Annotated in this window: 8 protein-coding genes; 6 read left to right on the top strand and 2 right to left on the bottom strand. The window is 39.8% G+C overall.

Annotated elements, in window-relative coordinates; all coding sequences use genetic code 11:
* The first annotated feature begins 3 nt into the window (after positions 1–3).
* The 6 genes from FQ608_RS06570 (at position 4) to FQ608_RS06545 (ending at position 10,237) form a co-directional block, all read left to right on the top strand.
* Complete coding sequence (locus FQ608_RS06570) at positions 4–5,478, top strand: PAS domain S-box protein (protein ID WP_158857016.1); 5,475 nt, start codon at positions 4–6, stop codon at positions 5,476–5,478.
* Positions 5,479–5,508: 30 nt separating this feature from the next.
* Positions 5,509–6,459, top strand: a complete 951-nt coding sequence (locus FQ608_RS06565; RefSeq protein ID WP_158857015.1) for a sensor histidine kinase — start codon at positions 5,509–5,511, stop codon at positions 6,457–6,459.
* A 21-nt stretch (positions 6,460–6,480) separates the two neighbouring features.
* Positions 6,481–7,836, top strand: coding sequence for a sensor histidine kinase (locus FQ608_RS06560; RefSeq protein ID WP_158857014.1), 1,356 nt, complete (start codon positions 6,481–6,483; stop codon positions 7,834–7,836).
* 419 nt (positions 7,837–8,255) lie between these two features.
* On the top strand, positions 8,256–8,687 hold the full coding sequence (locus tag FQ608_RS06555; RefSeq protein ID WP_158857013.1) for a response regulator: 432 nt from the start codon (positions 8,256–8,258) through the stop codon (positions 8,685–8,687).
* A gap of 5 nt (positions 8,688–8,692) precedes the next feature.
* Complete coding sequence (locus tag FQ608_RS06550; RefSeq protein WP_158857012.1) at positions 8,693–9,745, top strand: response regulator; 1,053 nt, start codon at positions 8,693–8,695, stop codon at positions 9,743–9,745.
* A 54-nt stretch (positions 9,746–9,799) separates the two neighbouring features.
* Positions 9,800–10,237, top strand: coding sequence for a DUF6526 family protein (locus FQ608_RS06545; RefSeq protein ID WP_158857011.1), 438 nt, complete (start codon positions 9,800–9,802; stop codon positions 10,235–10,237).
* A 26-nt stretch (positions 10,238–10,263) separates the two neighbouring features.
* Here FQ608_RS06545 and FQ608_RS06540 read toward each other — a convergent pair whose 3' ends face one another.
* Both FQ608_RS06540 and FQ608_RS06535 read right to left on the bottom strand, forming a co-directional pair.
* The gene (locus tag FQ608_RS06540) at positions 10,264–12,435 is read right to left on the bottom strand and encodes a bifunctional alpha,alpha-trehalose-phosphate synthase (UDP-forming)/trehalose-phosphatase (protein WP_158857010.1); all 2,172 of its coding nucleotides are present in this window, start codon (positions 12,433–12,435) and stop codon (positions 10,264–10,266) included.
* Between the two features lie 192 nt (positions 12,436–12,627).
* On the bottom strand, positions 12,628–13,200 hold the full coding sequence (locus FQ608_RS06535; RefSeq protein WP_158857009.1) for a DUF2911 domain-containing protein: 573 nt from the start codon (positions 13,198–13,200) through the stop codon (positions 12,628–12,630).
* Between the last annotated feature and the right edge of the window lie 35 nt (positions 13,201–13,235).

Genomic DNA, 13,235 nt, shown 5'->3' with positions numbered 1-13,235 from the left:
ACTATGGATAGATTTGAATCAGACACCACTAAGTCCAAAAATGAAGATGCAAAAGAATTGAAAATCGCCGAATTGGTCAAGGAAACACTTTTTAACACCTTCGAACATCCCTATGTGGTGGTAAATAAGGATCATGATATTTTGGAGGTAAGTGGTGATGTGCGGCTATTTTTAAGTCTCAGCAGTGGCACTATCCAAGACAACCTTATTAAGAAGGTCAACCCGGAGGTACAACTGGAAGTACGCACTGTACTTGCCAACGCAATTAAAGATCGGAGCAGTTTTAAAAGTAAAATAAAAAAGTTTGATTTGTTTGGGAGCTTGCATTATGTGAGGATTACTGCTAAACCGCTGAACTATACCCCCACGTTCGAAGAGCTCTTTGTAGTCATTTTTGAAAAATTGGAAATTGAGGGATTTATCGCAAGCGATCAGGCCAAAAACGAAGGTGGTTTCAAAGCTAACCGAGTTCATGAGTTGGAAGAGGAGTTGGCATCTACAAAAGAGGATCTGCAAACCTATATCACCGAACAAAACAAGATGCAAAAGCTCTTGGAAGAAACCCAAAAGATAGCCAAGATAGGTGCGTGGGAATACGATCTGACCACCAAAACCCTTAGCGTGACACGGACTATCCGGGAAATATTTGGCATAGGAGATGATGTCATATTGGATATAAACAATGGATTGGAATTTTTTAAAGCTGGAAAAAATAGAGAGCAAATTTCAAAATCAATTGAAAAGTGTCTCTCGGAAGGAAGCTCTTTTGATTTAGAATTGGAATTGGTGTCGGCCGATGGTCAGGAAAAGTGGGTTAGGTCACTTGGTAATTTGGATCAATATGAAGAGAAGATAACACGGATTTACGGATCTATGCAGGACATTACTTCAGTTAAGGAGATGGAACATCAAATGGCCTCCGTTTCCAATAATATCCCCGGGTCAGTTTTTAGATATAAGCTCGAAAAGGATGGTTCGGATTCCATTTTCTTGCTGAACGATGGATCAAGATCATTATGGGGTCTTGAGCCTGAAGCCGTTATGGAAGACAGTAAGTTGGTTTGGGACATGATACATCCGGATGACCTTTCCTCGATAGCGAATAGTATGCGATATTCATCTGAAAACCTGACTAGATGGTTGTCAGAATGGAGAATAATTCGACCTACTGGGGAGATAAATTGGCATCAGGGCACGGGAAATCCAAAAAAAACCATCGATGGCGGCACAATATGGGATGTAATTGTCTTAGATATTACAAACCTCAAATTAGCGGAACAATCGCTTGAAAAAACCAATTCAGAGCTGAGGAAAATTCTAGAGTCCTCCATGGATGTAATATGCTCCATAGACGCATCAGGGAGGTTCATCTCCGTCAGCGCCGCTTGTAGGAATGTCTTTGGCTATGATCCTTACGAGATGATTGGGAAACCATTCATCTCGTTCGTTACTGCGGAAACTAAGGAAAAAACAGAAAAGATTTCAGTTGAAATAATGGCTGGTCTATCTGTTACCCATTTTGAAAACGAGTATAACAGGAAAGACGGAACACGGGTTCCCCTCATATGGTCCGCAAGATGGGATGAAGTAGATCAGTTGATGTTCTGTATAGCGAGAGATGCCACAGAACTAAAAGAAGCACAAAAACAGGGTATCCTAAACGAAAAACTACTAAACGAAGCCCAGATCTTGGCCAAGATGGGTAGCTGGAATTATGATTTTAATTCTAGCAAGCTGACTTGGACGGACTCATTATTCAAGGTATTTGGCACGGATAAAGAGACATTTAAAGAAACGCCTGATTCATTCCTTGATTTGGTTGATTCTGAGGATAAAGAATTGGTAAGATCAACAAGCGAATATGCCCAGAAATCGGGTAAACCATTCAACATCGAGTATAAAATCACCACTCCAATAGGAGAAAAAAGGATCATTGAAGAATTTGGTTACATTGAAAAAGACGCTGTCGGTACGATTGTACGGCTTTACGGAACGGCACAGGATATTACGGAGAGAAAACAGGCACAACGGGAAATCAAAGACAGCCATCAGCGATTCATTTATGCCACACAAGCCACTTCGGATGTTATATGGGACTGGAACGTCTATACAGGCCAAGTAATTTGGGGGGAAAATTACCAAAAAGTCTTTGGTTTCGTTTACGATGCAAGCATAAGCGATGAGGAAAATGTAATGGCACGAATTCATCCAGAAGAAATTGAGGAGCTACTGACACATGCTGTAAGAACAATTAAGAGTCGTGAAACCACCTGGTGGTTTGAACACCGCTATCTCAAAGCCGACGGATCCTATGCCCATGTATCTAACAAAGCATTGATAATAAGGCGTGAAGATGGTAAGGCTACCCGGGTGATAGGTGCCATGCAGGATATTACCCAAAAGAAGCAGGAAGAGCAGCGCCTAAAGCTTATGGAAAAGGTAATCACAAACACTAACGATTCTATAGTAATTACAAACGCTGTTTCAGATTCAGAAAATGGACATCAAATTCTATATATCAATGAAGCATTTAGCCGGGTTACTGGCTATACCCCCGAAGAAATAATTGGCAAATCGCCAAGCGTTCTCGAAGGTCCCAATACCAATAAAGAAGATATTCAAAAACTAAATCAAGCCTTCGAAAATCGGGAACACTGTGAAGTTACACTTCTTAATTATAAAAAAGACGGGCAGGAATTTTGGAATAACCTCTCCATAGCTCCCGTAACAAATTCCGATGGTGCCATTTCTAATTGGATTTCTATTCAGCGTGATGTCACAGCACAGAAGAATGAAGCCTATCAGAAGCAGCTTTTAGATGGGATAAGTGAGATGTTTTCGCAAGAAAACAAGTTAATTCCAACCTTGGAATTGGTTCTTTCTCATTTGATAGAATTTGGACACTTTGATTTGGCTGAAGCTTGGCTTGTCAGCGCAGACCGGAAAAAAATCAACCTCCTAGGAAAGGCACTTGCAAATGAAACTTCCGAATTGTTTTATGTGGAGTGTGGACACCAAAATTCCTTTTCATTTAATGAAGGAATTCCCGGGTATGTCTGGCAAACCCGCAAAATCGAAATATGGGACAAAGTCGATTCAAAAATTGAATTTGCCAGAAAAGCAGGTGCGCTTCGTTCCGGTTTGAATGCGGTCCTCGGATTGCCTCTTGTACACAACGATACCTTACTGGGAGTTCTGGTTTTTGGAAGTCGGGGAAATGCGAATGAATTACTTTCCTACAAAACGCTATTTCAGAACCTAGAAACATTCCTGGGCGGGGAAATCAGGAGAAAGCAATTGGAAGAAGAATTAAAGAACCTGTTTAATACAGCCCCAGATATAATCTGTATATCCGGATTAGATGGATATTTTAAAAAAATCAACCCGGCCGCTTGTACACTTTTGGAATACTCGGAAGAGGAACTTCTTTCTATACCCTTTATGGAGATGATCCATCCGGGTGATCGAGAAAAAACAGCTGAACGCTTTTTACTATTACCTTCCTTAAAACAGGCCTCTTATTTTGAGAACAGGTATCTTACAAAGTCAGGTAAAACCATCTGGCTAGCCTGGTCTACCACGCCTTCATCGGAGGAGGAGCTTATATTCTCGGTAGCTAAGGACATGACCATTCAGAAAACGCTTCAAAATTTACTGGATAGCGCTACCTCACTTGCTAAGATTGGAGGATGGGAAATGGTAGTTGGAAGTGAATTCCAGACCTGGTCCAAAATCAGTTTGGAAATCCATGAGGTAGACGGGCCATTTCAACCCACATTGGAAATATTTGTGGGCTTTTATCGCGAAGACTTCAGGGAACAGGTTCATCTTTACCTACTTAATTGCCTTGAGCAAGGGATTCCATTTGACTTTGAATTTCCTATCCTCACGTCTAGGAAGAATGAAAAGTGGATACGTACCATAGGAAATGCGGAAATTAGAGAGGGGAAAACTATCCGGATTTACGGCAGCTTTCAAGATATTCACGACCGAAAGCATGCCGAAAATAAACTCCTACTTGCTTACGAAGAAAAAAACACAATACTAGAAAGTATAGGAGACGCATTTTATAGTGTGGATAATGAATGGACCGTAACCTATTGGAACAAAAAAGCGGAGGAATTTTTGGGAATCAAAAAAGAAAGTATCCTCAATAATAATCTTTGGGACGTAGTAAAAGAAAATCACAAAATAACCCTTTTTGATAAATTTCTAGAAATCAAAACCTTTAACGGAAACTTAAATTATGAGCTCTATTTTGAAAGTTTGGAAGTCTGGTATTCGATAAGTGCCTACCCCAATACTAGCGGAATCTCGGTTTATTTTAAAGATATTACCCAGCGAAAATTATACGTTGAGCAGATACGCGAATCCAACGAGCGGTTTGAAATCGTAACCAAAGCCACTAACGATGCGATTTGGGACTATAATGCCATCACTGGTGAAATGTACCACGGTGAAGGTTATCGAACACTATTTGGATATAAATCTGGCATGAGTAATGAGAGTCAGTCTGTTTGGGAAAAAAAGATCCATCCAGATGACAGGCCACGAATTAAGGCATACTTCCAAAACTTGTTTGAAAACCAAAAAATCTGTGACCTATACTGCGAATATAGGTACAAGCGTGCAGATGGCAGTTATTCCTACGTCATCGACCGGGGCATCATTCTCAGGGATAAGTCCGGAAAAGTCACCCGAATGATTGGAGCCACCCAAGATGTCACTGATAGAAATCACTACGAAGAATCCCTTAAGGAACTGAACAAGAAACTCGAGAAACACGCCAAAGAGTTGGCACTTTCCAATGCTGAATTAGAACAGTTTGCCTATGTGGCCTCCCACGATTTACAGGAGCCATTACGGATGGTTACGAGTTTTTTGACACAGCTGGACAACAAATACAATCATCAACTGGATGAAAAAGCGCACCAATATATTGAATTTGCAGTGGATGGAGCGAGAAGAATGCGGCAAATTATTTTAGATCTTTTGGATTTTTCCAGAATCGGAAAACATGAAGATGCCTTGGAGCAAATATCTTTAACCAAAATAGTATCCGAAGTTTTAAAACTACAAGGCAAATTGGTAGAAGAAACAGGTGCTCAATTTCAGATTGGATACTTACCGTCTATAGATTCCTTCAGATCTCCAATAGTACAGATTTTTCAAAACCTGATCGGCAACGCATTGAAATACAGAAAAAAAGATATCCCTCCTATCATTCGAATCAATGCGGTGGAATCGGAAAACAAATGGCTTTTCTCTGTCGAGGACAATGGTATAGGGATTGAAAAAGAATATTTCGAACGTGTGTTTATCATTTTCCAACGGCTTCACAGTAAAAATGAATATAGCGGAACTGGAATGGGATTAGCCATAGTTAAAAAAATTCTGGAAAATCTTGGTGGACAAATATGGGTAAATTCTAAAACAGGAGTTGGAAGTACGTTTTATTTCACGTTACCAAAGAAATAGTTAACATATTTTTAATTATAAATCCCAAATATGAAGCCTGAATTAAAATTGACAATTTTTTATACCGGAATAGGCGTTTTATGGATTCTATTGAGTGACTTTTTGCTAAAGTGGTTTTTTGACGATAAAAACATCGTTAATTATCAGACATACAAGGGTATTACTTATGTAGTAGCCACGGGAGCACTCCTCTATTTACTGGCTAAAAGGTACAATAATTCCATTCAGGAAAAGATCTTGGAACTGGAAAAATTAAATGCAAAGTTGCAAATTCAAACCCGAAATCTGACTGCATCCAATGCGGAGTTAGAGCAATTTGCCTATACAGCTTCTCATGACCTGCAGGAACCACTTCGTATGGTAACCTCATTTATGGCGCAACTGGAACGCAAATACGACGATAAACTAGATGAAAAAGCCCACCAATATATTCATTTTGCTATAGATGGTGCAAAGAGAATGCGGAAAATAATCCTGGATTTGCTTGAATTCTCCCGGGTTGGCAAAGAAAAAGGAGCATTGGAAATTGTTTCTTTGGAAGAAATTTGCGGCGAAATTTGCGATGAATTGAGTAGCAAAATTACTGAAACCGGAGCCATAATTGAACACTCTGGTTTGCCTAAAATATATTCCTTCCGTCACCCATTACAGCAGGTTTTATTCCACCTATTGGAAAATGCGCTCATCTTTTGCAAAGAAGGAGTCACCCCAAAAGTATCTGTATCCTGTGATGAACATCCAAATTATTGGCAAATAGCAGTTGCGGATAATGGAATAGGCATTGAAGATGTATATATGGACAAGGCATTTATCATTTTTCAGCAGCTCAACCCCATACTTAATCCGGAAGGTTCCGGAATGGGATTAGCGATTGTCAAGAAAATAATTGATACCTTGAATGGCCAAGTTTGGGTAATGTCGTCACCCGAAAAGGGTAGCACCTTTTACTTTACTTTGCCTAAAAACAATTCAATTTTGTAATGTCAAACTAATTCTAATCCATTGAAGATCTGGAAAACATACGAAGATTATATTTCAGGAAATTTCCTGGATATTAACACTAAAGATTCCGGTCTGCCTTATTGGAGGGATTATTTGTTTGTCATTACCATCACTTACATCATTCCCTTTAGCCTAATTGCCTTAATCCCCGGTATAATAGCGTCTTTGTTGGCAGGATTCTACGCAATCTTAGTCTTCGATGTAGCCGCAGTTATTTTATTAGCTTTAATTGCCTTTAGCAGGTCCATACCAACTGCGTTGAAAAAAGTACTTTTCATCTGTATCGTTTATGTTTTCGCAATCATTATTTTTGATGCGCTTGGGAGTTTTGGACCCGGCTTGGTCTACTTGCTCGCCGTTTCCATATTTATGATCATCATTTTCCCTGAAAGACTCGCTTTTCTCTCCGTGGCCATCAATATTGTGTTTTGTACGCTCTATGGAATAAACATCTATTTCGAATTTTTCGCTGTACATCCATCTGATGAATTCTACCTTGTTTCGTGGGTAGCAATTTCCTCTAATCTGATCTTCTTAAACGGTATGTTTTCTATCCTCATTCCGCGGGTATTTAAAGGAATGCAGGATACTTTAAACGAACAACTCCTGCTGAAAAACGAACTTAAATCAAATCAGGAACGCTTAGAAGAATCGCTGCAGAAAATCCAGTCAAAAAATCAGGAGTTAGAAACCTTTGCCTACACGGCTTCCCACGATCTTCAGGAACCGCTTCGGATGATTACCAGTTTCCTAAACCGACTGGAGACCAAATACGGTCCGGAATTGGATGATAAGGCAAAACAATATATATATTTTGCGGTGGATGGATCCCGGCGGATGAAACAAGTCATCTTGGACTTGTTGGAATATTCCAGAGTGGGGAAAGAGCATATATCCGAAGAGGTTGTCAACGTCCAAACAATCGTAGAAGAAGCTTTTTCCTACATAGAGAACAACATGGAGACAGAACATGTAACCCTTCATTATTCTGGGCTGCCTGTGATAAAAACGCACCGGGTGTTACTCTTACAGGTTTTCCAAAACCTAATCAGCAATGCCATCAAATACTGCCCGGAAGATCGTTCCCCGGAAATATATATTAGGCATCAGGAAACGCATACAAACTGGGAATTTTCCGTTGCAGACAACGGGATTGGGATAGATGAAGAGTTTTTTGATAAGATTTTTGTGATATTCCAACGATTGCATGACAAGAACTCTTATACGGGTACCGGTGTCGGATTGGCCATTGTAAAGAAAATCGCACAAACTTTAGGAGGTGATGCTTGGGTGACATCCGAAATTGGGAAAGGAAGTACATTTTATTTTAGTGTAAAAAAGGAAAAAAATGAATAGGTCAGAACTATCCGTTCAAAAAATTGCATGTAATTAACATGAAAAATCTTCGTACTTATTACCCTCACCGATACTAGGAGTTCCTCTGTACGGTCAAGCAGATTCGAATCCTGCACGACAAGACATATCGCATTAGATTAAATTTTAGGTTAACGAAGCACAATTGGACTTATACAAAAGTATAAGTCAAAGGATACTCTATTCAATTACTTTGCTAAATTCGGTGTGAAATTTGGAATAAACCCAGCTAATTAGAAATCTTACTTTAAGATGTTGTAAGTTTGCATAGTAGTTTAATTTCCAAATACCGTCAGGAATAATTTTGGACGTAGAAATTGGTTGTCATAATCGATTAAATTGGGTAGCATCATTAATTTTTGCTATACCAAGAAATATTGAAAGAAACACATTTAAAGCGAATGAAAAGAACACATCTTTTACTAGTGGAGGATAATGAAGGTGATATTTTATTGACCAAGGAAGCGTTAGAGGAAAGGAATATCATCAACGAGATGAGTGTAGTAAAGGATGGAAAGGAAGCCATCTTATTTTTGCTAAGGGAAGGTATTTACGGCCGGGCAAAAACTCCAGACATTATCTTATTGGACATCAATCTTCCGAAAAAAAGTGGGCATGAAGTCCTTGAGTTTATTAAAACCCATGATGACCTGAAACAGATTCCAGTTATTATGCTGACGACATCTTCATCGGATTCTGATATTAGAAGATCTTATAAAAATCACGCTAATTGTTTTATAACCAAACCTATAGAGGTAGGTGATTTCATCAAAGCTATTTCGGTCATTGAAGATTTTTGGTTTAACGTTGTAGCCTTACCTCCGAAAGTCTAATATTAATGCGAAAAGACAAGGAATTATATAATATACTTGTAATCGAGGATAATCTGGGTGACTATATCTTGGTCAGAGATTTTTTGGAGGAGATGATTTTGACCCCAAATATTATTCAAGCAGGGGATTTTAAAGGGGCTCTTTCCAAGTTGAAGGATGATTCCCACCGATTTAATGCTGTCTTTTTAGACCTCTCTCTGCCTGACAAAAGTGGAGAGGATCTGATAAAATCAATAATTTTGCTGGCGAACGAAAGGCCGGTAATCGTCCTGACTGGATATACGGATGCGTCTTTTGCCATTAAATCGTTGGCACTAGGCGCTTCAGATTATTTATTGAAAGACGACCTGACCGCCATCACACTTTATAAAAGCCTGACTTACAATATAGAACGGAACAAAAACCTGCTTAAACTTAAAGAGTCGGAGTTGAGGTACAGTGATTTGTTCCAACTAAGTCCGCAACCCATGTGGGTGTACGATGTAGAAACACATTACTGTCTGGATGTAAATAAAGCAGCCATTAGCAATTACGGGTATACCCATACAGAATTTTTGTCCATGACCATCTGGGATATTCGACAAAAGGACGGCGTTGATATGGAACAAACTGTTCAAGATACCACCAACTTAGAAACTCCTTTCTTCCAAGGTCTTTTTAAGCATAGAAAAAAATCAGGCGAAATCATCGATGTGGACATTAGGAGCAACACAATTTTTTTTAATGGAAGAAAAGCAACCGTCGTTTTAGCCAACGATGTAACGGAGAAACTCCGCCATACCCAGATCATTGAAGATCAAAATAAAAGACTGAAAGAAATCGCATGGACGCAGTCCCACATAGTAAGGGCTCCCCTATCCCGCATGCTTGGACTAATTGATTTGATAAAAAACAATATCATTCCGTCTGAAGAGTTCGACGAATTCCTCGGTCATTTAGAAAATTCAGCTCTGGAAATTGATGTCATAATACGCAAAATCGTGAGAAAAACTGAGGAGTTGGGTATGAATGAGAAATCTGAGCAAGAGAAAAGTGAAAATCTAAGAGGAAACACCTAAATATAATCAATTCTCAACATATCACCGAACCAGACCACTTTCATTAAGTTACCCATGCAGACCTACAGCAATCATATCCGATACTATCCACTCCATCATTTTGTCATTACCCCCTTGTCATTGGTTTTTTTATCTTGGTCCATTTATAATTTGGCTGAGGCTTATGTTGACAGGTCTGATCTGAGTTTTTATATATACCTTTTAGTTGGGGCAATTATACTATTTTTAATCCCGGTAATAGCGAGAATCTATGCCCTCAAAAACCAGAATAGAATTATACGGCTGGAAATGAGGCTTAGGTATTTTCAGTTGACTGGAAAGTCTTTTTCGGAAATGGAAAAAAAACTATCTCTATCTCAGCTTATTGCGTTGAGGTTTGCGGGTGACGGAGAACTGGTCCCTTTGATGGAAAAAGCAATCGATCAAAATCTAAAAGCTTTATCCATCAAAAAGGCCATCACTGATTGGCAAGGAGATTACCTAAGGGTATAATACGGTTCCATATACTTCCGTAGTCACTATCTCACTAACTGGGAAAGTAAATTCCGTACTTCAGTAGGATTCTTGATATTGTAATGGGCTTGGGTATATGCATATCCCACTCTGATAGTATACGAATCCTTTGGCATAGCCTTAAATGTATCCTCATCTGTCCAATCGTCACCCAAAGCCATGATGAAATCATACTCTTCGCCTTTCAGAAAGGCAGTAGCAGCCCTTCCTTTATTGATATCCGGACGTTTAATTTCCAACACCATATTACCTTCCAAGACCTGTAGGTTATGCCCACTGGCCATGTATTTGAGATGACTAAATAATTCTCTCATCCTTAAATCTCCTAGTCCACTTTCCACTTTCCGATAATGCCAAACCAGAGAATGGTGCTTTTCCTCAATAAATGCTCCAGGCGTCCTTAACACATAATAATCCATGACCTGACGGATATCTGACTTCCAAGAATCATCCACCTCAGCATAAAGTTCAAAATCATCAACTCCTTGCTTCTTCATCCATACCCCATGTTCGGCAATCATATCCACTTGCTGTCCGGCAAACCATTCTCCTAAAGTTTCCTTATCCCTTCCACTAATGATTACTACCTGACACCTTTCCGCTAATCGGCCCACCAGGTCTATCAATTCTTTATCCGGATAAGCATCCTTAGGTCTTGCTTTAAAGCCAACCAAGGTCCCGTCATAATCTAGAAACAAAACCGGCCTTTTGGCAGCTTTGAATTTACTTTCCAACTCATTTATAAATGTCTGATCAATAGCTTTGGACTGAAAGTCTTTTTGCTTATCCTTCACATGAGCTAGCCGGCTCATGAAGACTTTAACCCACTGAAAAATATCATATTTTTTTAAACTTGCCTGCATGGCACTGATCCGAAGGATTTGCTCTTCTTCGGGCATATTGAGTGCCGTAATAATGGATTCTTTTACAGCCTTCATATCATTGGGGTTTACCAGAACGGCGTCAACAAGTTCCTTACTCGCACCGGCCATCTCAGAAAGGATCAACACGCCTTTCTTGTCTGTTTTAGAAGCGACAAATTCCTTGCAAACCAGGTTCATCCCATCTCGTAATGGCGTAACCAGCGCAATGTCAGACATGGCGTAGAATGCGCTTAGCTCATTAAACGGAAAACTCCTGTAAAAATAATGAACTGGAACCCAGTTAAGCGTACTATATTTACTGTTTATCCTCCCAACCAACGTATCTATTTCCTCCTTCAACTCCATGTAGGATTTCACTTTGGCCCGAGAAGGGACGACTACCATGATCATGGAAACCTTGCCGTGAAATTCTGGGTTTGCCTCAAGCAACTCGTCGAAAACCCTAATACGCTGAGGGATTCCCTTTGAATAATCCAATCTATCTATTGTCAATAGCAACTGCTGCTCACCCAAAAGTGATTTGAATTTTTTAACATTCGCTAAGCTTTTCTTGCTTACAGCCGCCTTTGCGAATTTTTCGTAGTCTATACCCATGGGAAACGAATCCACATTTACAAGGCGATTATCCGCCTGTATGTACCCACTTTCATTAGAAAGTCCCAATATCCGACCAACAGCACTCAAGAAGTGCCGCATGTCATCGTAGGTATGAAATCCTATTAAATCGGCACCCACCATTCCTTCCAAAAGTTCTTTTCTCCATGGAAGCATTCTAATAATTTCATAAGAAGGGAATGGAATATGCTGGAAAAAGGCAATGGTTGCCTGGGGCAAGGCCTCCCGTAACATCATAGGCAATAGGAGCAACTGATAATCGTGCACCCAAATAGTGTCCTCAGGCTCGGCTTTCTCCAGAATCGTATCACAAAATTTCCGGTTCACCTCCACATAGGATTTCCAATACGAATCTTCATAATTAATGTATTGGGTGAAGTAATGAAAAGCAGGCCAAATGGTTTCATTGCTAAAACCTTCATAATACAACTCAATATCTTCCTTCGTAAGAAATACAGGGGCCATTTTAAGGTTCTTTAGCTCCTCTATTACCTCTTGGCGTTGGGCGGGGCTATCTACGTCATTACCAGGCCACCCGATCCAAATATTTTCACCCTCCTTGTAGATGGATCCAAGCCCAGTGGCCAACCCGCCTGCGCTAGGTTTAAATTCAAATTTGCCATTTTTATGCTGTAAACTTACAGGAAGTCGGTTGGAGACAATGATTGTTTTACTCATAGTTGCGTTGGTCTTTTATAGTAAGATTAAAGAATACCCGTTTGGTTCTTAACTAAATTGCAAAAGAAAGGCCATTTTGACATTTTTACTAAATTATGAAAAAAGTAGGGAAGAAAAAATCCTAAAAAACAAAAAACCTCCCCAAATCGTATTGGGAAGGTTTGGCAATAGCTACTCGTGCCCACGAATTGATCACTTGATTTCAATAGGCAGCTTTAATTTTTCCCACTCTACAACCAAGCCAGGTGATGTTACTTGGATTGAAAGCCATTCCTTACTTTCATTGACCCATTGTGGGGTGGAGGTTACTCGCAACACGTCATTTTCCTCTTTATATTGAAAATGACCATGCTCCAAATCCCACTCGGAGTTGAAGATTACCGTCCAATCCCCATTCTCCATAGGTACAGTGAATAGAGAATATTTACCTGCCTTCAGGGTTTGGCCTTCAACAACCAGATCCTGGGCACTCTCAATAAATGTCGCTTCATTGGCACCGGTCCTCCACACTTCGCTGAAGGGAACAAGGTCTCCCCAAATGGTACGCCCCTTCACTGCAGGAGAACCGTACTGAACTTTCAAGGTTTTATCGCCGATTTTACCTTCAATTTTACGAAGTGGGCTAGCCCTCGTTTCCTCTACCGTTTCTTCGATCTCGGCTGAATCCACAACCTCCTCTGAAGTAGATTTTTGCTCGCCGCAACCCACCAATATAGCGATGCTGGCTAGAAAAATAATTTGTTGAAATGTGAAAATTTTCCTCATTTTTTTATCTGTTGATTTCCTGTACAATTTAGCAA

Origin of the sequence: Lunatibacter salilacus (assembly GCF_009797935.1) — a bacterium.
Classification (GTDB): Bacteria; Bacteroidota; Bacteroidia; order Cytophagales; family Cyclobacteriaceae; genus Lunatibacter; species Lunatibacter salilacus.
Note: the sequence above shows the minus strand (reverse complement) of the source record. Positions and strands in the feature narration are given on the sequence as shown.

What these genes read in the sequence shown, in the direction of transcription:
- FQ608_RS06565 (WP_158857015.1), top strand. Translation starts at nt 5,509, where the DNA reads ATGAAGCCTGAATTAAAATTGACAATTTTTTATACCGGAATAGGCGTT.
- FQ608_RS06545 (WP_158857011.1), top strand. Translation starts at nt 9,800, where the DNA reads ATGCAGACCTACAGCAATCATATCCGATACTATCCACTCCATCATTTT.
- FQ608_RS06540 (WP_158857010.1), bottom strand. Translation starts at nt 12,435, where the DNA reads ATGAGTAAAACAATCATTGTCTCCAACCGACTTCCTGTAAGTTTACAG.
- FQ608_RS06555 (WP_158857013.1), top strand. Translation starts at nt 8,256, where the DNA reads ATGAAAAGAACACATCTTTTACTAGTGGAGGATAATGAAGGTGATATT.
- FQ608_RS06550 (WP_158857012.1), top strand. Translation starts at nt 8,693, where the DNA reads ATGCGAAAAGACAAGGAATTATATAATATACTTGTAATCGAGGATAAT.
- FQ608_RS06535 (WP_158857009.1), bottom strand. Translation starts at nt 13,200, where the DNA reads ATGAGGAAAATTTTCACATTTCAACAAATTATTTTTCTAGCCAGCATC.
- FQ608_RS06570 (WP_158857016.1), top strand. Translation starts at nt 4, where the DNA reads ATGGATAGATTTGAATCAGACACCACTAAGTCCAAAAATGAAGATGCA.